Origin of the sequence: Streptomyces sp. RKAG290 (genome assembly GCF_023701695.1) — a bacterium.
Classification (GTDB): Bacteria; Actinomycetota; Actinomycetes; order Streptomycetales; family Streptomycetaceae; genus Streptomyces.
The window spans coordinates 2,133,380-2,154,312 of sequence record NZ_JAJOZC010000001.1 but is presented as its reverse complement, the minus strand read 5'-3'; the positions used below and the strand labels follow the sequence as shown (position 1 = coordinate 2,154,312).

Annotated in this window: 14 protein-coding genes and 2 pseudogenes; 9 read left to right on the top strand and 7 right to left on the bottom strand. The window is 71.8% G+C overall.

Annotated features, from left to right (window positions below):
* Positions 1-14: 14 nt before the first annotated feature.
* On the bottom strand, positions 15-4,262 hold the full coding sequence (locus tag LNW71_RS09005; protein ID WP_285802074.1) for a S8 family serine peptidase: 4,248 nt from the start codon (positions 4,260-4,262) through the stop codon (positions 15-17).
* Between the two features lie 91 nt (positions 4,263-4,353).
* Here LNW71_RS09005 and LNW71_RS09000 point away from each other — a divergent pair, with 91 nt between their 5' ends.
* Together LNW71_RS09000 and LNW71_RS08995 are read left to right on the top strand one after the other, a co-directional pair.
* Entirely contained in the window at positions 4,354-5,346 is a 993-nt protein-coding gene (locus LNW71_RS09000) for a helix-turn-helix domain-containing protein (RefSeq protein ID WP_250967754.1), read from the top strand.
* Between the two features lie 175 nt (positions 5,347-5,521).
* Positions 5,522-8,842, top strand: coding sequence for a S8 family peptidase (locus LNW71_RS08995; RefSeq protein ID WP_250967753.1), 3,321 nt, complete (start codon positions 5,522-5,524; stop codon positions 8,840-8,842).
* Positions 8,843-8,902: 60 nt separating this feature from the next.
* Here LNW71_RS08995 and LNW71_RS08990 read toward each other — a convergent pair whose 3' ends face one another.
* The gene (locus LNW71_RS08990) at positions 8,903-9,304 is read right to left on the bottom strand and encodes a cyclic nucleotide-binding/CBS domain-containing protein (protein WP_250967752.1); all 402 of its coding nucleotides are present in this window, start codon (positions 9,302-9,304) and stop codon (positions 8,903-8,905) included.
* A gap of 229 nt (positions 9,305-9,533) precedes the next feature.
* Positions 9,534-10,334 carry a histidinol-phosphatase gene (gene hisN / locus LNW71_RS08985; protein ID WP_250967751.1) on the bottom strand — a complete coding sequence of 267 codons (801 nt, stop codon included), beginning with the start codon at positions 10,332-10,334 and terminating at the stop codon, positions 9,534-9,536.
* A gap of 121 nt (positions 10,335-10,455) precedes the next feature.
* Here hisN and LNW71_RS08980 point away from each other — a divergent pair, with 121 nt between their 5' ends.
* Entirely contained in the window at positions 10,456-11,076 is a 621-nt protein-coding gene (locus tag LNW71_RS08980; RefSeq protein ID WP_250967750.1) for a TetR/AcrR family transcriptional regulator, read from the top strand.
* Between the two features lie 77 nt (positions 11,077-11,153).
* Here LNW71_RS08980 and LNW71_RS08975 read toward each other — a convergent pair whose 3' ends face one another.
* The 4 genes from LNW71_RS08975 to LNW71_RS08960 form a co-directional block, all read right to left on the bottom strand.
* Positions 11,154-11,477, bottom strand: coding sequence for a multidrug efflux SMR transporter (locus LNW71_RS08975; RefSeq protein ID WP_250971941.1), 324 nt, complete (start codon positions 11,475-11,477; stop codon positions 11,154-11,156).
* Positions 11,478-11,644: 167 nt separating this feature from the next.
* Positions 11,645-12,661, bottom strand: a complete 1,017-nt coding sequence (gene rsgA, locus LNW71_RS08970) for a ribosome small subunit-dependent GTPase A (protein ID WP_250967749.1) — start codon at positions 12,659-12,661, stop codon at positions 11,645-11,647.
* 3 nt (positions 12,662-12,664) lie between these two features.
* Entirely contained in the window at positions 12,665-14,005 is a 1,341-nt protein-coding gene (aroA, locus tag LNW71_RS08965; protein WP_250967748.1) for a 3-phosphoshikimate 1-carboxyvinyltransferase, read from the bottom strand.
* Between the two features lie 91 nt (positions 14,006-14,096).
* Positions 14,097-14,810 carry a M50 family metallopeptidase gene (locus LNW71_RS08960; RefSeq protein ID WP_250967747.1) on the bottom strand — a complete coding sequence of 238 codons (714 nt, stop codon included), beginning with the start codon at positions 14,808-14,810 and terminating at the stop codon, positions 14,097-14,099.
* 65 nt (positions 14,811-14,875) lie between these two features.
* On the opposite strand from LNW71_RS08960, the gene LNW71_RS08955 reads away from it, so the two are divergent.
* The 6 genes and pseudogenes from LNW71_RS08955 to LNW71_RS08930 all read left to right on the top strand — a co-directional run bounded on the left by LNW71_RS08955 (position 14,876) and on the right by LNW71_RS08930 (position 20,875).
* Positions 14,876-15,691, top strand: coding sequence for an SOS response-associated peptidase (locus tag LNW71_RS08955; protein WP_250967746.1), 816 nt, complete (start codon positions 14,876-14,878; stop codon positions 15,689-15,691).
* A gap of 120 nt (positions 15,692-15,811) precedes the next feature.
* A complete protein-coding gene (locus LNW71_RS08950; RefSeq protein WP_250967745.1) occupies positions 15,812-16,462 on the top strand; it encodes an alpha/beta family hydrolase in 651 nt (216 codons plus the stop codon).
* 273 nt (positions 16,463-16,735) lie between these two features.
* Positions 16,736-17,392, top strand: a complete 657-nt coding sequence (locus LNW71_RS08945; RefSeq protein ID WP_250967744.1) for a sigma-70 family RNA polymerase sigma factor — start codon at positions 16,736-16,738, stop codon at positions 17,390-17,392.
* Positions 17,389-17,708 (top strand): annotated as a pseudogene (gene rsrA / locus LNW71_RS08940) (mycothiol system anti-sigma-R factor). Before LNW71_RS08945 ends, rsrA begins: the two are co-directional and overlap by 4 nt.
* Positions 17,709-17,811: 103 nt before the next feature.
* Positions 17,812-19,227 (top strand): annotated as a pseudogene (locus tag LNW71_RS08935) (HD-GYP domain-containing protein); the annotation flags it as partial.
* 370 nt (positions 19,228-19,597) lie between these two features.
* Positions 19,598-20,875, top strand: a complete 1,278-nt coding sequence (locus LNW71_RS08930; protein WP_250967743.1) for an HD domain-containing protein — start codon at positions 19,598-19,600, stop codon at positions 20,873-20,875.
* Positions 20,876-20,933 lie beyond the last annotated feature (58 nt).

Genomic DNA, 20,933 nt, shown 5'->3' with positions numbered 1-20,933 from the left:
GTCCGTGCGCTCCCTCACAGGGTGAGCCGGTGCACACCTCCCTGCACCGTGCCGACGTACAGCCGGTGGCCGTCCGTGGCCAGGCTGGTGGCGTCCAGATTCTGCAGGCCCGTGGAGATGTTCTGCCAGCTCCGCCCGCCGTCGGTGGAGCGCAGCACGCCCCGGCCGCCGCGCGGGAGGGCCGTCTCCCAGATGCTCGTGGTCGACGCGTAGAGGGTGTGGCCGACCTTGAGCAGATCGCTCACCCGCAGCGGCAGTTGGCCGGTGTCGGCGGTGCGGAACGTGCGGCCGCCGTTGTCGGAGACCCGGATCGTGTCGCCCCCGATCAGCAGCTGCGAGCCCGTGCGCTCGATCGTGTCGACGCGGCCGTCCGCCACCTTGCTGATCGTGGCGCCGCCGTCGTCCGAGCGGTAGAGGCCGTCGGGCGTGCCCAGCAGCAGCTTCTCCGGGTTCCGGGGATCACCGGAGACGGCGGTGAAGTACGTGTCGTGGCGCAGGTTCTTCCACGTCGCGCCGCCGTTCGTGGTGCTGAACAGGCCGGAGCTCTCCTGGTTGCCGTACCCGACGTAGACACGGTCGGGGTCGGCCGCGTGCACGGCGAGGGAGAACACCTGACCCGAGCCGTGGCCCTTCTGTTCCCAGGTCGCGCCCCGGTCGCCGCTCCGCTCGACGGAGAATCCGCCGAACGCGTCCGCCTGGGTGCGCCACAGGACCCTGGAGTCCTGCGGTGAGACGACGAGCGCCGACGTACCGCTGCCGATGGTGCCCTCGCCGCCCGTGGTGCCCCAGTCCGGCTTCGCGGCCGGGACGGTGGTGCGCTGGGTGCCGATGTCGTCGGCGGCCAGCAGGACGTCGCCGCTGACCACCAGGTCGTTGACGGTGCCGCCCTGGATGCCGATGCGCCGGTAGTCCTTGCCTTCCGCCGTGCCCCGGTAGATGCCGTTGCTGCTCTCGGACAGGGTCAGCGAGCCGTCGCTCCAGCGGTCGAGGTCGGTCAGTACGGAGGCATCGCTCACTCCGGGCAGGAGCGACCAGTTCCGTCCGTGGTCGCGGCCGACCCGGATGCCGTCGCCCGTGCCCAGATAGAGGTCACCGCCGCTCGCGCTGAGTCCGCTGCCGCCGTAGCCCTGGTCGAGCAACGTCGACCAGGTCTCGCCGCCGTCGTGCGAGCCGACGACGCCCGTACCGATCACATACAGGGCCACGACCCCGCTGTCCGCGGCGATCGTGACGGCCGGGGAGCCCTTCGAGTCGTACACCTTCCTCGCCTCGCCGAGGACGCCCGAGGCGACCCCGGACCTGGCCCACACCGCGTCGCCGGTGGCGTAGTACAGGGTGTCGCCGCCGATCGCCGCGTCGTAGACCGTGCCCGGTACGCCGGTCGGTCCGGCCGACCAGTGGTCACCGCCGTCCGTACTGATCTGGAGCCCGCCCTCGGTGACCGCGATCAGGGTGCGGGTGCGCGCGTCGGAGATGAGCTGCGAGATCACGGAGTCGGGGGTGTCCAGGGTCTGCCAGGTGCGGCCCGCGTCCTCGGTGCGCAGGATCGAGGACGTGCGCGGGAAGTTGCTCGCACTGTTGACCGTGTACCACCAGCGGTCCGCGTTCTTCGCGTCGATGACCAGGCTTCCCGTGCCGTTCTGGTCGGTGACCGGGAGCCGGTCGAGCTGACGCCAGTTGTCGCCGTCGTCGGTGACCCAGGGGCCCACCTTCGCGGCCTGCGTCAGTGCGGCCCGGCCGGGCCTGTTCGCCGCCACGGTGATCTGCCCGTTCGCGTCGTACGGACCGACCGGCGTCCAGCGGCTGTGGCGACTGTCCTGCGGAGTCACCTCGAACCCGTCGCTGCCGCGCAGGGTCTGCCCGGTCGTGGTCCGCGCCCGGACGGACACCAGATACGTGCCCTCGGGCTCGCCGGTCACCCGCGCCTCGTAGACGTTGCCGGACCGCAGGGTCGCCCGGATCTCGCGGCTGTGGCCGTGCTTCGGCTTCACGGTCACGATGGGTGCCTCGGCGAGCGGGGCCGGGGTGAAGATCGCGACTCCGGAGTTGCCGTCGCTGGGGTCGGGCCCCGCCTGGACGAAGAGCTGTCGTACGACGAGGAGGTAGGGCACCCGCACCGCCCGGCCGCCGGCCGGGGTGAGGGTCACCTCGCCGGTGACCTCCGCCTCGCCGGCGGGCCGGTCGGCCCTTACGGTCACCGTCGCGGTGGCGCTGCCGCCCGCCGGGACGCGCAGCGTGTGCGGACTCACCGTCGCGTCGCCACTGACCCGCAGACGTACCGAACGGGCTTTGCCCGAGGCGTTGTTCACCGTCAGTTTCCGGGTACCGCCGACGGTTGACCCCGCCGTGTCGGCGAGACCGTACGACAGGGAGGCCGGTGAGGTCGTGATGCCGGCATCGGCGGCGTCCGCCGCGGCGAGGACGTCGAGCCGGCCGGAGCCGTAGCTCGTCGGTTCGCCGTCCGCCACCTTCTTCGCCGCGCCTACCAGGTCGGAACGCACCTGGTCCGGGGTCTGCTCCGGATGGAGCTGCCGGATCAGGGCCGCTGCGCCCGCGACGTGCGGCGCGGCCATCGAGGTACCCGACATGCGGTAGTAGCCGGGTGCGTAGACGGACTTGGGGACGGTGGAGAGGATGTCGTAGCCGGGTGCCACGAGGTCGGGCTTGAGGTTCCAGCGCTGGTCGGGGCCGCGTGAGGAGAACGACGGGATCTGGTCCGTCACGTCCTCACCGGTGAGGGTGATCTCCACCTTCCCGGCGCCGAGCCGCCTCGACAGTTCCTCGTACTGGGTGGAGTCGATGCCGAGCATGACGACCGAGTCCATCCGCATCGAGTCGCCGGATTCCTTGATCCCGGCACTGTCCGCGGGAAGTCGCAGCGGGTCGGCCGCCGGGCCGGCGTCCGCGGTCCCGTTGCCGGGTGCGGAGAAGACCGGGCCGCCGCCCGAGGAGCCGCCGAGGAGTGCGACCGCGCCGTGCGCCTCGGCCGCGCGGGCCTGCTCGATCTCCCAGGTGGTGACGTCCTGCGTCTGCTGGGACACCGGCACGTCGAGGCGTACGGCCTTGCCCTTGACGTCCCCGACGCGCTGCCAGTCCTCCGGAGCGCCCTGGCCCACGTCGACCAGTTCGGTGGTGAGCGGCTTCGCGGGCGGGTTGGCGGACAGGACGCCGCGGTACGTCTGGATCTTCTCGCCGTCCCGGTAGGTGGCACCCGGCAGGCGCAGCCCGCTGACCGAGGCGCCGACCGCGATGACGCCGTCGGCCGCCGCGGGCGAGCCGACGGTGCCCGCACCCGGACCCTCGTTGCCCGCGGCCGCGACGACCACGACTCCGGCCCGGGTGGCGGCCGTTGCCGCCTGGCCCAGCGGGTCGCTGCCGTCGCCGTAGCCGCCGATGCTGAGGTTGATGACATCGGCGCGGTGCGGGTTCGCCGGGTCGATCGCGGCCTCGATCCCGGCAACGATGTCAGAGGTGGTGCCCTCGCCGTTCGCGTTCATGACCTTGTACGCGGTGAGGTCGGCCCCGGGCGCGACACCCGTGACTCCGCCCTTGGCCGCGGCCCGTCCGGCGATGATCCCGGCCACGTGCGTCCCGTGGCCGTTGTCGTCCATCGGGTCGTCGTCGCCGTTGACGAAGTCGTGGCCCGCGACGACCTTGTGGCCCTCACCGAAGCCGCCGCCCAGGTCGGGGTGGCTGTAGTCGACCCCGCTGTCCAGGACGGCGACGGTCACGCCCTTGCCGTCCGCCCGGTTGCCGCCGGGGTCCTTGCGCTTCCAGACCTCCGGGGCACCGATGAGGGGCACGCTGTCATCGGTATACATCCTGATCTTGGCGTCCGGCTGCACCGAGGCGACCCCTGGCAGGGTGCGCAGATGGTCGACCTCGGAGGCCTTTACCGTCATCGCCACCGCGTTGACCAGCAGATTCATCCTGCGTGGCGAGCCGGTGTGCAGGCCCGCGCGCTCGGCGTCGTCGAGGAAGGACTGCTGGCGTCCGGCCACGGCCCGGCGGGCCGAGGCGATGTCGGCCGGTCCGGCCGAGCGGAGCTTGCCGCCGCCACCCGCGGCGGCCTCACCCGTCAGCGTCACGATCACCCGTTGCTCGGGGTCGTTCGCCGGGGCGGCGGTCGCCGGCGCGGGCGCCGCGGCGAGCAGCCCGCCGAGCGTGGCGGACAGTGCGATGCCGGCCGTCAGTGCGCGCCGCGGAACCCGGCCCGATCTTCGAGACGGGCGGGGTGGACGAGGGACCCGAGGAATTGCCATGCACTGATGACTAATCGCCGTGGCAGGGTCAGGACAACGATTTGGGCTGGCCCATTGCTGTCACTGGCACACACGGGCCATGATCCGCCGCATGTCCCCACTCAGCGCAGCCGGTATCGACCCGTTCGACGAGAGCGTCTACCGGGCGATCCTCGTCCGGCACACCGCAGGCCCCGCGGATATCGCGGCCGACCTCGGTTCGACCCCCGAGCGCACCGGCCGCGCACTGGACCGCCTCCGGGAGAACGGCCTGGTCGGACGCCTTTCGGGGGCGCGCCGCCGCTACGCGGCAATCGATCCGAACGGGGCGGTCGACGCCCTCGTGCGGGCCCGGACCGCCGAGCTGGACGGGGTGCGCGCGGCGGCCGGGGAGCTGTCGCGGCTCTTCGCCACGGCCCGGCAGGGCAGCTCGGAGCAGGTCGAAGTGGTCGACGGCAGCGAGGCGTTGGGCCGGTGGTTCGTACGGCTTCAGCAGGAGGCGCGCAGCGAGGTCATCACGCTGGACCGTCCGCCGTACGCCCTCACCACCTCCAACCCGGTGGAGTCAGCGGCCCTTTCGCGTGGGGTCCGCTACCGCGCGGTGTACGCCCCCGAGGCCCTGGAGTGGCCCGGTGTGCTCGGCGACATCCGGGAGCTCGTCGCGCACGGGGAGCACGCGCGGGTGCTGCCGGGGCTGCGGATCAAGCTCGCGATAGCGGACCGGCGGCTCGCCCTGATGCCGCTCTCGCTGGACTTCGCCGAGAACGTACGTGCCGCCGTGATCCGCCCGTCGGCCCTGCTGGACGGGCTGATCGACTACTGGGAACTGTGCTGGCGCACGGCGACGCCGCTGGACGCCCCGGCGGACGACCCGCTCGGCGCGGAGGACCGTCAGATGCTGACGTTGCTGGTCAGCGGCCTCAAGGACGAGGCGATAGCGCGCCAGTTGGGCTGGTCGGTGCGGACGATGCGGCGGCGGATCAGCAGGCTGCACGAGCAACTGGGCGCGGCCAACCGCTTCCAGGCCGGGGTGATCGCCGCGCGGCGGGGGTGGATCGAGGGCCCGTCGTCCGAGGGGCCGGTGGCCGGGCCGGCCGGGCCCTGACGACCCGTAGCCGGGCAAAGGTGTGGGTTCTTGGAGGTACCGCAGCCTTGATCCAACGATTGTGACCGCGAATTAACACGCGCCTCTGGTGCTTTCGGTATACCGAAACGAATACTGCTGGGCGGTCCGAGGGATGTCCTCCCTCTCCATATGTGAACGGACTGCACCAGGAGGCATGTTGAACACCAACGCACCGAGATCGGGCGTAGCGGTCATCGCCGCAGCGGCCGTCATCGGCCTGACGGCGGGGATGATCTCCTCGCCGGCCGTGGCCGCGCAGCAACCACGGCAGACCGCTCAGGCGGTGGCCGAGCACTGGGTCACCCTCGTCACCGGCGACCGTGTGGCCGTCGACGGCAAGGGCAGCCCGGTCGTCTTCGACCGGGCGCCCGGACGCGAGCGCATACCCGTGGAGGTCCGGCGCACCGGCGACCACACCCTCGTGGTGCCGGCCGACGCGGACCGCCTGGTCACCCAGGGCGTGCTGGACCAGCGGTTGTTCGACGTCACGGAGCTGACCGGCGCGGCTTACCGGACCTCGCTGCGCGACGGTCTGAAGCTCGTGGTCGGCTACGACGCGGCTGCCAAGAGCGCCGGCCGGTCAGCCGCGGGCGCCAAGTCGGCACTCCGCGCGGCCGACGGCGCGAAGGTGACCCGCACCTTCCCCCGGCTGAACGCGGAAGCCGTCACTGCCCCGAAGGAGGGCGCCGCCGGTGTGTGGCACGCGCTCACCGCGCCGGACGCCCGCGGTGCGGCCCCCGGTGTGCGAAAGGTGTGGCTGGATGCCCCCGTGAAGGCCTCGCTCGACGTGAGCGTGCCCCAGATCGGCGCGCCGGACGCCTGGGCGGCAGGATATGACGGCGCCGGCGTCAAGGTTGCCGTCCTGGACACCGGCGTCGACGAGACCCACCCCGACCTCGCAGGTCAGCAGCTTGCTGAGCAGAACTTCACCACCGACCCGACCGCTGCGGACGGACATGGGCACGGTACTCACGTCGCCTCGACCGTCGCCGGTACCGGAGCCAAGTCGGGTGGCAAGTACAAGGGTGTCGCACCCGGCGCACGAATCCTGGACGGCAAGGTGCTCAGCGCCGCCGGCAGCGGTGACACCTCCTGGATCCTGGCGGGCATGGAGTGGGCGGTCGCGCAGGGCGCGGACATCGTCTCCATGAGTCTCGGCGCCGACGACACCCCGGGCACCGACCCGTTGGAGGAGGCCGTCGACCGGCTCTCCGCCGACGGCGGACCGCTGTTCGTCGTCGCCGCGGGCAACGCGGGTCCCGCCGCCAACGGCACCATCGGCAGTCCGGGCAGCGCGGACGCGGCCCTGACCGTCGGAGCGGTCGACAAGCAGGACGGCATCGCGAGTTTCTCCAGCACCGGCCCGCGCCTCGGTGACGGCGGCATCAAACCCGACGTCACGGCGCCCGGTGTCGACATCGCCGCCGCCCAGGCAACGGGCACCGCGATGGGCACGCCCGTCGCCGACGGTTACGTCTCCGCCAGTGGTACGTCCATGGCGACCCCGCACGTCTCCGGAGCCGCAGCCCTGCTCAAGCAGCAGCACCCCGACTGGTCGGGCCAGCAGCTCAAGCAGCTGCTCTCCTCGGCCACGAAGCCCGGCAAATACACGTCCTACCAGCAGGGTTCGGGCCGGATCGACCTGACTCAGGCCATCAAGCAGACGGTCGTCCCGGAGACCGGAAGCCTCAACTTCGGCAAGCAGTCCTGGCCGCACGACGACGACGCACCGGTCAGCAAGTCCGTCACGTACCGTAACGAAGGCACGGAGCCGGTCACCTTCGATCTGGCCGTGACCGCCACCGCCCCGGGCGGCGCGGCGGCACCCGAGGGCATGTTCGCCGTGTCCCCGCAGCAGCTCACCGTGCCCGCCGGGGGGACGGCCGAGGCCGCCGTCACGGCGGACACCCGGACCGGCGGCACCCTCGACGGCGTCTACAGCGCCCGGATCACCGCGACCGGCAGCGGCCAGAGCGTGCAGACCGCCGCCGTCGTCAACCGCGGCGAGGAGGCCTACAAGGTCACCTTCAAGTACATCGGCCGGGACGGACAGCCCGCTCAGCACTACAACAGCAGCCTCACCGGCACCTCGGACGGCACGGTCGGCAACACGTTCAGCCTCGCCGAGGGTTCCGACACCACCGTCGAGGTGCGCAGGGGGACCTACTTCGGCACCCACGCCCTCTATCCCACCGGTACGGGCGAGGACTTCACCGGGATGGACTGGATGGTCCAGCCGGCCCTCACCGTCGACCACGACATGACCGTCACGGTCGATGCCCGTACGGCGAAGCCCGTGGACATCACCGTGCCCGACAGCCGCGCCGAGCCGCTGCTGGCCCGGACCGGCGTCGAGCTGGAGTGGCTGCTGCCGATCGCCCGCTTCGCCCTCACCAACTCCTACCAGGACATCCGGACCGCGCAGGTGGGCCCGGACCCCAAGGAGGAGCTGCTCCACGAGTTCATGGGGACCTGGAAGAAGAAGTCCGACGGCACCGAGTACAACGTCGCCTACGGCGGCAAGGGCGTGCCCGTCGGCTTCGAGCGGCACCTGGGCAAGAAGGACTTCGCCACTACCGACGTCCGGCTCGGCTCGACCCTGCCCGGCCGCCAGGGCAACCTGATGATCACCCCGAACACCGGGACCGGTGTGGGCACGGCGTTCGCCATGGTCAACCCGCTGCCCGCCGCCTACCGGATGTACCTCAACACCGACGCGGAGCTGACCTGGGACCTCCAGTCCCGCCAGCTCGACCCGGACGGCGCGCTGGAGTCGACGCAGAGCGACCTCGACCGCACCTTCACCCGGGGCCGGACCTACCGCCTCGACTACAACGTCGGGGTGTTCGGGCCGCGGGTGAACGGTGTCACCACGGGTGTGCAGCGTTCGGGCGACGCGATCACGGCAGCGTTCCCGATGTTCGCCGACGGCGCGGGCCACACCGGCGCCACGGTGTGGGACCCCGAAGCGACGAAGACCGAGCTGTACAAGGGTGACGAACTGGTCGGGACCATCGCGGCGCCGCCCACGGGTGTCCGGTTCACCGTCCCGGCGGGCAAGGGCGCGTACCGGCTGACCACCTCGGCGGCGCACGCGAAGACCGCCGCGGTCTCCAGCCGGATCGACGCCGAGTGGACGTTCTCCTCGGACACCGTGGCCGCGCCGACGATGCTGCCGGTCTCCACGGTCCGCTTCACCCCGAAGCTCGGCATCGACTCCACCGCCCCCGCCGGCCGGCTGCAGCTGGTCCCGGTCACGGTGGAAGGAGCCGCGGCCGACGGCAACACGGAGTCGCTGAAGGTCTCCGCCTCGTTCGACGGCGGAACCACCTGGCACAAGGTCGCGGTGTTGCACGGGACCGCGCTGCTGCGCACCCCGGCGGCAGGCGCCACGGTCTCGCTCAAGGCCGAGGTCACCGACCGGCAGGGCAACACGCTGACCCAGTCGGTCATCGACGCCTACCGGGCGAAGTAGCACCACCGCACGCCCGGCCCGCTCCCGCACGCGGGGCCGGCCGGGCGTCCGCGCGTCCGCTCAGCCGACCAGCTCCACCGGCCGGCGTCGGGCCGGCGACCAGCAGCGGATGATGTCGCGCACCGACACGACGCCGACCGGGCCGTTGCCGTCCAGCACGATCAGGTGCCGGAAGCCGCCGTGGGTCATCGCCTCGGCCGCCTCCTCCAGGGTCCACGTGGGCGCGGCGAAGACCACATCGGTCGTGGTGTGGGTGGAGGCGGTCTCGATGTCGGGGTTCTGGCCCGATCCGACCGCGTTGAGGATGTCGCGCTCGGTGAGGATGCCGAGACCGCAGGTGTCCGGGTCGTGGACGACGGCTGCTCCGACCCGGCGTGCCGACATCAGCCGGGCAGCCTGGCGGAGGGTGTGGGTCGGGCCGATGGTGAGGACCACCGTGCTCATGGCGTCACGGACGAGCATGAAGGGAGCCACCTCCTCGGTGAAGCGACTGCGTGAGCCGATTCACAAGTTCACAAGTGGGGGGACTCTCAGAGTCGCACTGTTGGCGGGCGGCAACAAGGGGTGGTGAAGATCATTCGAGGGGCGCGCGGTGGTGCGGCACGCCCCTCGTGGTTCCGGTGCGCCTGCTGAGACGTCCGGCCTGGCTGCTCAGACGGTCGGGGCCCGCATCGGCAGGCCGGCCCGGCGGTCAGTAGCGCTGGTTCACATACCCCAGCAATTCGTCGTGGAGCGTCCCGTTCGAGGCTGCGGCGTTGCCGCCGCCCGGACCGGAGACCCCGTCCAGGCTGGTGAAGCGGCCGCCGGCCTCCTGCACGATGATTGCGTTCGCCGCCATGTCCCAGAGGGAGAGCTCCGGCTCCGCGCAGATGTCGACCGATCCCTCGGCGACCATCATGTACGGCCAGAAGTCACCGTACCCGCGGGTACGCCAGCAGGCCCGGGTCAGATCCATGAAGCCGTCGAGCCGTCCCTGCTCCTCCCAGCCGGTGAGCGAGGAGTACGCGAGCGACGCGTCGGCGATCCGCTCCACCTTCGACACCTGCAGCCGGGACGCCGAGGTCAGACTGCGGCCGGAGAAGGCCCCGGCACCCTTCGCCGCCCACCAGCGCCGGTTCAGCGCGGGCGCGGACACCAGGCCGACCACCGGCTGGAAGCCGTCGTCGCCGGCCTCCATCAGCGAGATCAGCGTCGCCCAGACGGGCACGCCGCGCACGTAGTTCTTGGTGCCGTCGATCGGGTCGATCACCCAGCGCCGGGGACCGGTCCCCTCGATCCCGAACTCCTCGCCCAGGATCGCGTCGCGTGGCCGGGCCCGATGGAGGTGGCCGCGGATCAGCTCCTCGGCGGCCTTGTCGGCCTCGGTCACCGGCGTCATGTCCGGCTTCGTCTCGACCTTGAGGTCCAGAGCCTTGAACCGGTCCATCGTCGTCGCGTCGGCGGCGTCCGCCAGAACGTGGGCAAGGCGCAGATCATCGTGGTAGTCGGGCATGACCGTCACAGTATCGACCGCGGGTGAACAGAGCCACAGGGCCCCGGAGGCCGCCCGGACTCTTGACAGTGCGGGGGAGCGCATCAACTCTGAAACGCAGAGTCCCGGCTGGGAGGCGACGATGCCGACAGCGCGAGAAGCCCTGCTGGACGCCGCCCGTGCGGCTCTGGCCAACCGGCCCTGGCCGGCCGTGCGGATGGTCGACGTGGCAGCCGCCGCCGGGGTCTCCCGGCAGACCCTCTACAACGAGTTCGGCAGCAAGGACGGACTGGCGCGCGCCCTGGTCCGGTGCGCCGCCGACAGCTATCTGACCGGCGTCGAACGGGCGCTGGCATCGGCCGGCGGCCCGGGCGACAGGCTGGCCGCCACCGCCACCTGGACGCTCCGCGCCACGCGGACGGACGCACTGGTCAGGGCGTTGCTCACCGGATGCTGGGAGGAGTGGTTACCCCTCCCCGCCCACCCGGCCGGGCCACCCGGCTCGCTCGTGCCGGCGCAGCGCCGCGCCGACGCCGGACCGCCGACGCCCGCCGAGCTGCTCCGGCAGGCCAGGGACCGCGCGGTCGCCGCCCTGGACGAGGGACGCCCGCCGCCCGATCCGGCGGCCCTGGCGGTGACCTGCGAGCTCGCTCTGCGGCTCGCCCTGTCGTACGCACTGGTGCCGGCTCCGCCGGGGGCGGAGGGGGAGACGGCGCCGCTGGTGGGTTACGTGGTCGAGCTGGCGCCGGACGCCGCTGCTTGAGCCTTGAGTCCTTGATCCGTGCGGTCCGGAGCCCATGCGCCCCTTGAGCCTGCCGCAGTGGTACGGAAGTGCCGGAGTCAGGTCGAGGAGCCCGAGAGCTGGAGTCCGATCACGCCGAGGATGACCAGCGAGATCGAGACCAGCTTGAGTGTGGAGACCACGTCGTCGAGGAAGACCATGCCGTAGATGGCGGTACCCGCGGCGCCGATGCCGGTCCACACAGCGTAGGCGGGCCCGACGTCGAGCTTCTTCAGCGACATGGTCAGCAGACCGAAGCTGCCGAGCGCGAAGATGCAGAACGCGATGGTCGGCCAGAGCCGGGTGAAGCCGTGCGAGAGCTTGAGGCAGACGGCGAAACCGGTCTCCAGCAGCCCCGCGACCACGACCAGCAGCCACGCCATCGTCAGTGCCCCTCCCGCGTCGGTGACCGCCTTGTACCGCTGGGCGTGATTATGCACTTACCGGTGGCGAGTGATCGCAAACGTGGACGGGCCAGTCGCCTCCGCGTCGCTCCGGGGCGCAGACCCCCGGCCTGCCGCCCCCGCGTCACTCGCCCGCGGGCCGGGGATCAGTCGCCCTCGCGTCGCTCCCGCGTGGACAGCAGCCGGCGCAGCGAGTCCAGCCGGGCCGGATCGGCGTGCCCCGCCGCCACGTAGGCATCCAGCGCGCATTCCGGTTGCTGACTGTCGTGGGTACAGCCACGCGGGCACTCCTCGGTGCCGGGCTGCAGGTCCGGGAAGGCGTTGATGACCCGGGACGGGTCGATGTGGTGGAGGCCGAAGGAACGGACGCCGGGGGTGTCGATCACCCAGCCGCGGTAGTCCGGCAGCGGCAGGGCCAGCGCCGACGTCGTGGTGTGGCGCCCCCGGCCGGTGACCGCGTTGACCACTCCGGTCGTACGCCGCCTGTCCTTCGGCACCAACGCGTTGACCAGCGTGGTCTTTCCGACTCCGGAGTGCCCGACGAAGGCGGTCACCCGGTCGTGCAGCTGCTCGCGGACCCGCTCCGCGGCGTCGCCGTTCTCCAGCTCCTCGCGGTTGGTGACGATGAAGGGCACGCCCAGCGGGGTGTACGCCTCCAGCAGCTTGTCCGGGGAGGCCAGGTCGGACTTGGTCAGCACCAGCAGGGGGGTGAGCCCGCCGTCGTACGCGGCGACCAGGCAGCGGTCGATCATGCGCGGGCGGGGTTCCGGATCGGCCAGTGCGGTGACGATCGCGAGCTGGTCGGCGTTGGCGACCACCACCCGCTCGAACGGGTCGTCGTCGTCCGCCGTCCGGCGCAGCACCGAGCGGCGCGCACCGATCCGGACGATCCGGGCGAGGGTGTCCTTGTCGCCGGACAGATCGCCGACGATGGAGACGGTGTCGCCGACCACCGCGGCCTTGCGGCCCAGCTCACGGGCCTTCATCGCGATGACCGTGCGGCCCTCGACGAGGCAGGTGAGGCGGCCGCGGTCGACGGTGAGGACCATGCCCTCCTCGGCGTCCTCGTGCTTGGGACGGATATGTGTACGAGGCCGGTTGCCCTTGCGGTTGGGGCGGACCGGGATGTCGTCCTCGTCGGGGTTCTTGCCGTAGCGGCGCATGTCTCAGGCCCCGAGCATTCGGGTCCACATCTGCGGGAAGTCCGGCAGGGTCTTGGCGGTGGTCGCCACGTTCTCGATCTCCACTCCGGGGACTGCAAGGCCGATGACCGACCCCGCGGTGGCCATCCGGTGGTCGTCGTACGTATGGAAGGTACCGCCGTGCAGCGGTCGCGGCCGGATGTGGAGGCCGTCCGCGGTCTCGGTGACCTCGCCGCCGAGCTCGTTGATCTCCTTGGTGAGCGCGGCCAGCCGGTCCGTCTCGTGCAGCCGCAGGTGGGCCACGCCGCTCAGGGTGGAGGGGGAGTCGGCCAGCGCCGCGACCGCCGCGATGCCCGGGGTCAGCTCGCCGACCTCGCCGAGGTCCACGTCGATGCCGTGGATCCGGCCCGATCCGGTGAAGGTCAGTCCGTGCTCGGTCAGCTCGCAGCTGCCGCCCATCGCGGTGAAGATGTCGCGCAGCGCGTCACCCGGCTGCGTGGTGCGCAGCGGCCAGTCCGGCACGGTGACCCGGCCACCCGTGACCAGGGCCGCGGCCAGGAACGGCTGGGCGTTGGAGAGGTCGGGCTCCACGGTCAGGTCGCGGCCGAGCAGCGCCGAGGGGGAGACCCGCCAGACATTCGGCTCGCCGCCCGTCTCCGGCTCGTCGACCTGGGCGCCGACGGCCCGGAGCATGTCCACGGTCATCCGGATGTGCGGCATGGAGGGGAGCCGGGCGCCGGTGTGGCGCACCTCCACGCCCTGGTTGAAGCGCGGCGCCGACAGCAGCAGTGCCGAGACGAACTGGGAGGACGAGGACGCGTCGATCGCGACGGGGCCGCCGTCCAGCGCACCGCCGCCGTGCACGGTCATCGGCAGCGAGCCGCGGCCGTCGTCGTCGATCCGTGCCCCGAGCACCCGCAGGGCGTCGATCACCCCGTTCAGCGGGCGCTCGTAGGAGCGGGGGTCGCCGTCGAAGTGGACCGGGCCGTCGGCGAGGGCGGCCACCGGGGGCAGGAAGCGCATGACCGTGCCGGCGTTGCCGACGTCGATGGTGACCGGGCCGTGCAGACCGGCCGGGATGACCCGCCAGGCCTCGCCCGAGGCGTCCGGACCGCCCGTGACGGAGGAGCTGGACGACACCGTCTCCTCGATGCCGACGCCCATCGCGCGCAGCGCTTCGGCCATCAGCAGGGTGTCGCGGGAGCGCAGCGGGCGGCGCAGCCAGCCCGGCTCCGAGGAGAGCGCGGCAAGCACCAGCGCACGGTTGGTGACCGACTTCGATCCGGGCACGGTGACGGTCGCGTCGACGGCTCCGCTCGCGTGAGGGGCGGGCCAGAGGGCGGGGTGCACGGAACTTTCGGTCATGGGGCTCACTTTAATGGCTTCGGGCCACCCAGGATTTTGACCAAATGCTGTGAAACCGGGGTGTAACGCGGGAGTGGTAAAGGGAGCGAGGTCACAGACCCAGCAGCCAGCGCCCGCCGCCGATCAGCGAGCAGAGCGACACCGCGTGGAACAGGAACAGCCACAGCGCGGCCGGTACGTCCGTCAGCCGGGACAGCTGGTCCGCGTCCGAGTCCGGCGCACCGCCGTGCCGCCGCTTGGACTGCAGCTCGAACGCCGGACGCACGCCGCCCAGCAGCAGGAACCAGACCGCGCTGTACGCGAACAGCGACTGCCAGGCGGGTGAGGCCAGCCACGACATCAGCAGGAAGAGCGAACCGGTGAGGATCACCGTCAACGCCCCGTACACATTGCGGATCATCACCAGCATCACCGCGAGCAGCGCCGTGGCCAGCCACAGCAGCAGGGTGATCCGGCCGTTGACCAGCAGCCAGGCGCCGCCCAGGCCCAGCAGCGGCGGAGCGGTGTAGCCCGCCGCCGCGGTGAGGACCATGCCGATGCCCGTCGGCTTGCCCCGGCTCACGGTCAGCCCGCTGGTGTCCGAGTGCAGCCGGATGCCCGAGAGCTGCCGCCCGGTGACCAGGGCGATCAGCCCGTGGCCGCCCTCGTGGGCGATGGTGATCGCGTTGCGCGAGAGCCGCCATATGACGTTCGGCACGACGGCGATCAGCGCGACCGTGGCGGTCACCACGACCAGCCACTGCTCGGGGGCGGGCTGGGTGCCGAAGACGCGGTCCCACAGATTGCCGAGATCGGTGCTGTCCATGGGGTGGGCGGCTCCTTGCGGTATTGACGTCCGGTCGGGATGACGGTCGTGGCAGTCTGGCACTTATGTGCGGACGGTATGCAGCGAGTCGGCGGCCCGAGGATCTGACCGGACTCTTCCAGGTGGAGAAGTGGGAACCGGCCGAGACGCTGGAACCCGATTACAACGTGGCGCCGACCAAGGAGGTCTACGCCGTACTGGAGCGTCCTGTGAAGGACGCGGATGACCAGCGTCCGGTTCGCCAGCTGCGCGCACTGAAATGGGGACTCGTCCCCTCCTGGGCCAAGTCGCCGGAGGGCGGCGCCCGGATGATCAACGCCCGCGCCGAGACGGTGCACGAGAAGCCGTCCTTCCGCCGCCCCTTCGTCTCCCGGCGCTGCATCCTGCCGGCCGACGGCTATTACGAGTGGGTGACCGGCAGCGAGGAGCGGCAGCTGGAGGAGAAGGGCCGCAAGAAGCGGCCCCGCAAGCAGCCGTACTTCGTGACCCCCGCCGACGGGACGGTCTTCGCCATGGCCGGGCTGTACGAGTTCTGGCGCGACCGGACCCTGCCGGATGACCACCCGCAGGCCTGGTGGGTCACCTGCTCCGTGATCACCACCGAGGCCGAGACGAGCCCGCTCGCCGTCGCCCCCGCCGACGGGCCGGCCGCACTGGCCGACATCCACCCCCGGATGCCGCTGATGCTGACCCGGGACCGCTGGGACGACTGGCTGGATCCCTCGCACACCGACGTGGAGGAGCTGCGGGCGCTGCTCGCCCCGCCGCCCGGCGGACTGATGCGGGCCTATCCGGTGGCCACCGCCGTCAGCAACGTCCGCAACAACGGCCCCGAGCTGCTGGACGAGCTGGCCGCGCCCGAGGTGAGCACGCTCTTCTGAGGGACGCGCCGGGATGACCGAGGCGCGCCGGGACGTTCCGAGGTGTGTGGGGTGTACCCGCCGGACCCGCCGGACCCGCCGGACCCCTGAAGGCCGGTCACGGGTTGGTTGGATGGGGGCGTGAAAGCCACCGAGACAGACCCCCGGACCGAAACGGTCGACACCGAGGCCGGGACGGCCCGGATCACCTGGCTGCCCGCGAAGAAGCCCCGCCTCCTGCTCGCACTCGGCCACGGTGCGGGCGGCGGCATCGAGGCCCGGGACCTGCGCGCGCTGGGAGCCGCACTGCCCGCGCACGGAGTGAGCGTCGCTCTGGTGGAGCAGCCCTGGCGGGTCTCCGGCAAGAAGCTCGCGCCCGCGCCGAAGACCCTGGACACCGGCTGGCGCGGGCTGTGGCCGGCGCTGGCCGGGCCGGGACTCCCGGTCGTCTCCGGCGGGCGCAGCGCCGGGGCCAGGGTGGCCTGCCGCACAGCGACCGCGCTCGGCGCCCGTGCGGTCCTGGCGCTCAGCTTCCCGCTGCACCCGCCGGGCCGGCCCGAGAAGTCCCGTAAGGAAGAGCTGCTGGCATCCGGCGTGCCCACCCTCGTCGTCCAGGGCGGCAACGACCCGTTCGGCAGGCCCGCCGAATTCCCGCCGGGGGAGTACCGGATGGCCGAGGTGCCGCACGGGGACCACGGCTTCGCCGTGCCCAAGAGGTCGGGGCTGACCGAGGCTCAGGCGATGGAGATCCTCACCACGTCGGTGACCGCCTGGCTGGCCGGAATCGGGTGACGCACACCCCGGGAATGTTGAGCGGGGGGCCACTGTTGTTCGGGACATCGGTACACCAACGTCGTATGTGGAGAGGGAGTCCGTCGCATGGGTTCGACCATCTGCCCGCGTCGCTCGAACGCCGCTGACCTGGAGTGGACGGTCCTGCATGCGGCCAAGACCACTCCCGAGCGGGCACTGAGCGGATCGGATCGACAGCCCGCGCAGGACCAAGGTCGACTATTCTCCGATTCGAGCGGGTCCGGTTTCGGATCCGTCACAGCGTTGGAGGAGGTGGGTCCGGTCACTGGGACCGACACAGGGACCGACGACGGCCGCCCGCAGGAGACGACCGCCGAGCGCAACGCGCGCTTCGAGCGTGATGCCCTCGGTTTCCTCGACCAGATGTACTCGGCCGCGCTGCGCATGACGCGCAATCCCGCGGACGCCGAGGACCTGGTCCAGGAGACGTACGCCAAGGCGTACGGCTCCTTCCATCAGTTCCGTGAGGGCACCAACCTCAAGGCGTGGATGTACCGCATCCTCACCAACACGTTCATCAACTCGTACCGCAAGAAGCAGCGTGAACCCCAGCGCAGTGCCGCCGAGGAGATCGAGGACTGGCAGCTCGCCCGCGCCGAGTCGCACATGTCGACCGGTCTGCGGTCCGCCGAGTCCCAGGCGCTGGATCACCTGCCCGACTCCGATGTGAAGTCTGCGCTGCAGGCGATTCCCGAAGAGTTCCGCATCGCGGTTTATCTCGCCGATGTAGAGGGCTTTGCCTACAAGGAGATCGCGGACATCATGGGGACTCCCATCGGTACGGTGATGTCCCGGCTGCACCGGGGCCGCCGTCAACTGCGCGGCATGCTGGAGGACTACGCCCGTGACCGCGGGCTCGTCCCCGCGGGCGCCGGTGAGTCGGACGATCTGAAAGGCTCGGGCTCATGAGCTGCGGAGAGCCGCACGAGACGGATTGCTCAGAGGTCCTTGACCACCTCTACGAATTCCTCGACCGGGAGATGCCCGACAGCGACTGCACCAAGTTTGAGGTGCACTTCGGTGAGTGCTCCCCTGCCTGGAGAAGTACGGGCTGGAACAGGCCGTGAAGAAGCTCGTCAAGCGCTGCTGCGGTCAGGACGACGTGCCGTCCGACCTGCGGTCCAAGGTGATGGGGCGGATCGACCTGATCCGCTCCGGCCAGGCGGTGCCGGAGCAGGACGTGACGGTCTCCGACAAGGAGCAGCCGGCCGCCGCCAAGGAGTGACGCATCACCCGAACGTGCTAATCGCAGTCGTCGGCACTCAGCCGGGACGCTCAACTCGCTAGCCTGGCGCCTCCATTGGCGATGCTGGGGGGCGGGCGAACGGGTGAGAGCCACACGTGGGGCGGCGCGGGCGCACATCCTGGCCGTCGCGCTCTGCGCCACCATGTGTGTGCTGCCCGCGCTGCGTCCGGGCGCCGGCACCCCGTGGACCACTCTCGGACTGCTCACCGGGCTGTACCTGGCCTGTGAGCTCCCGGGACGCTGCCCCTTCTTCGGCAGCTCCGTGCCGATCAGTGCCGGATCGTTCTTCCCGCTGCTGCTCGCCGCCGCCTTTCTGCTGCCGCCCGCGGCCGCCGCGCTGGTCGTGGTCCCCGGCTCGCTCGTGGGCCGGGTGGAGAAGGCGCCGGCCGCCGCCCGCCGGATCTGGCGGGCGGCGCAGCTGGCCGTCACCGTCTGGGTGGCCTCCTCCGTCCACGCCCTGCTCGGCGGTCCCGCCGCGCTCGGCGGCCCCGGTCCGGGACGGCTGCCCGACCTCCCGTACGCCCTGCTGCCCGCCTGTGCGGCCGCCCTGGCCTTCAGCCTCGTGCTGACGGCCCTGGACGGCTCCATCCTGGCCGCGGCCGAGCAGCTGCCCGTCCGGCGCGCCTGGCGGGGGCTGCTGCCGCGCTCGCTGGGCCCGCACCTCGTGCACGGCCTCGCCGGGCTGATGATGGCGGTCCTGTGGAGCAGCTCGTACGGGCCGCCGGCCGCGCTCTTCGTCCTGCTGCCGATGTACATCTCCTGCTGGGTCTTCGCCCAGTACCACCGCGAGCACGCCGCGCACCGGGCCACCATCAGGGCCCTGGTGCAGGCCGTCGACATCAAGGACACCTACACCCGGGGGCACAGCGAGCGGGTGGGCCGCGCCTCCGTGCTGATCGCGCATGAGCTGGGCATGGCGCAGGACCGCGTCGAGGTACTGCGGTTCGCCGGCATCCTGCACGACGTCGGCAAGCTCGGCGTGCCGACCCGGGTGCTGCGCAAGGAAGGGCCGCTGACCCCGGACGAGCGGCGGGTGATCGAGCTGCACCCGGAGTACGGGCACGAGATCGTCCGCGGCATCGGCTTCCTCGGCGAGGCGCGGGCGGCGATCCTGCACCACCACGAACGGCTCGACGGCAGCGGGTACCCGTACGGGCTCACGGGCCGCGAGATCCCCGAGTTCGCCCGCGTGGTCGCCGTCGCGGACGCCTTCGACGCGATGACGTCCACCCGGTCCTACCGGCCGGGGCGGCCGGTGCCGGTGGCCGTGGAGGAGCTCAAGCGGTGTGCCGGCACCCAGTTCGATCCGCAGATGGTCCGGGCGCTGGCGCGGGGGCTGGAGCGGCACGGGTGGTCGGGGGCGGCGGTGGCCGTGACGGCGGACGAGGGGCGGGTGGCGGTGCGGGTGGCGGTGCCTGTGTCGCGGGGTGGGGGCGGCGGTGTGGCCGGTGATGCCGGGGCCGTCCGGGGGACGGTTCGTCCTCAATCGCCGGACGGGCTTGATTCGGGTGCGGCGTCCTCGTCGGGGGGCGGGGCTGATGTGGGTGGGGTCTCGTCGTCGGGTGCCGGGGCCGTCCGGGGGACGGGTTGTCCTCAATCGCCGGACGGGCTGGATTGGGGTGCGGCTTCGTCGTCAGCGGGGGACGGGCTTGATTTGGGTGGGGTCTCGTCTTCGGGGGCGGGGCTGATGTGGATGAGGTCTCGTCGTCCGCGGACGGACTTGATGCGGGTGCTGCGTCCTCGTCGTCGCCGGACGGGCTTGATTCGGGTGCGGCTTCGTTGTCGGCGGATGGGCCTGGTACGGGCCTTCGGCCGTTTCGGTCGCCGGACGGGCCTGGTTCGGGTCGGTGGCGGTGAGGGTGGAGTGGGTGCGGTTGCCGTCCGTCGTGCTCGGCGTGCGCGGCGCCGCCCTCGTGCTCACCGTCGCCGCGCTGGGGCACACCTTCTGGCACGGCCTCCACGACCCCGGCCACGCCCTCGCCTTCGGGGTGCTCATCACCATCGGTGAGCTGGCCCGGTGGGGCGCTCTGCCGGGTGAGCGGGAGCCCGCACCGCTCGGCGCCGCCGGAGCGCTCGCGTACGCCCTGCTCGGCCGCAGCGGCGGGGAGCCCACCGGGCACGGCACCCTCCAGGTGATCGCCGTCCTCGTCGCTGCCCAGCTCGTCGCCTGTGTGCCCCACGTGGCGCGCGGCAGCGGACCCGGCCCGGACCAGGTGGCCCGCCGGATCCTGACCGTCGCCTTCGCGGCCGTGTGCTTCCAGCCGGTCTACAACTCCGGCCGGTCCGAGAGCTGGTTCGGCGACGGGCCCTACTACGCGGTCTTCCTGCTCCTGCTGCTCGGGCTCACCGCGCTGTGCGACGCCGTACTGGGCGCCCTGCTGCTGCGCGCCCGCACACTTCCCCGCGCTTTCCGCAGTACGGGGATCACGCCCGTCCCGTACGGCCCGCTGCTCCGCGACGAGCTGCGGGCCCTGATCGGCATCGGATCGGCGGTCTGCGCGACCGGTGCGGTGATGGCGCTCGGGGTAGCCGCCGCCGGGCTGTGGGCGCTGCCCGTCCTGTGCGTACCGCTGCTGCTCACCCAGGTGTCGTTCCGCCGCTTCGTCGCCGTACGCACCACCTACCGGCAGACCATCACCTCGCTCGCCCGGTCCACCGAGATCGCCGGGTACACCCCGCACGGCCATGCCCGCAGGGTGGCGGCGCTCTGCACGGCCGTGGGCCGCGAGATGGGGCTCTCCGGGCCCGAGCTCACGGTCCTGGAGTACGCGGCGCTGATGCACGACATCGGCCAGCTCTCGCTCGTCGACCCGGTCCCGGACGGGGCGACCGCCACCCTGCCTGCCGCCGAGCAGCGCCGGATCGCGCTGCTCGGTGGTGCGGTGGTCCGCCAGACCGGGGTCGACGCACTGGTCGCCGTCGTCGTGGAACAGCAGGCCGACCCCTACCGCGAGCAGCCGTTGTCCGCCAGGATCGTCCGGGCGGTCAACGCATACGACGACCTGTGCGGGGAACGCCTCAGCGGGCCGCTCGGCGCGCTGGAACAGCTCAGGCTCGGGACCGGGCACGACTACCAGCCCCAGGTCGTGGAATCGCTCGCCCGGGTTCTGGCCAGGGACGGTCTGACCCCTGTCCCACCTGGGTAACCCATGGGTAATGAGCGGGCGTCCGGCCGGGCATGGTTGGATGCGAAGGAGAGCGAAA

Coding starts and splice junctions, on each gene's coding strand:
- LNW71_RS09005 (WP_285802074.1), bottom strand. CDS start 4,262: ATGGCAATTCCTCGGGTCCCTCGTCCACCCCGCCCGTCTCGAAGATCG.
- LNW71_RS09000 (WP_250967754.1), top strand. CDS start 4,354: ATGTCCCCACTCAGCGCAGCCGGTATCGACCCGTTCGACGAGAGCGTC.
- LNW71_RS08995 (WP_250967753.1), top strand. CDS start 5,522: ATGTTGAACACCAACGCACCGAGATCGGGCGTAGCGGTCATCGCCGCA.
- LNW71_RS08990 (WP_250967752.1), bottom strand. CDS start 9,304: ATGCTCGTCCGTGACGCCATGAGCACGGTGGTCCTCACCATCGGCCCG.
- hisN (WP_250967751.1), bottom strand. CDS start 10,334: ATGCCCGACTACCACGATGATCTGCGCCTTGCCCACGTTCTGGCGGAC.
- LNW71_RS08980 (WP_250967750.1), top strand. CDS start 10,456: ATGCCGACAGCGCGAGAAGCCCTGCTGGACGCCGCCCGTGCGGCTCTG.
- LNW71_RS08975 (WP_250971941.1), bottom strand. CDS start 11,477: ATGGCGTGGCTGCTGGTCGTGGTCGCGGGGCTGCTGGAGACCGGTTTC.
- rsgA (WP_250967749.1), bottom strand. CDS start 12,661: ATGCGCCGCTACGGCAAGAACCCCGACGAGGACGACATCCCGGTCCGC.
- aroA (WP_250967748.1), bottom strand. CDS start 14,005: ATGACCGAAAGTTCCGTGCACCCCGCCCTCTGGCCCGCCCCTCACGCG.
- LNW71_RS08960 (WP_250967747.1), bottom strand. CDS start 14,810: ATGGACAGCACCGATCTCGGCAATCTGTGGGACCGCGTCTTCGGCACC.
- LNW71_RS08955 (WP_250967746.1), top strand. CDS start 14,876: ATGTGCGGACGGTATGCAGCGAGTCGGCGGCCCGAGGATCTGACCGGA.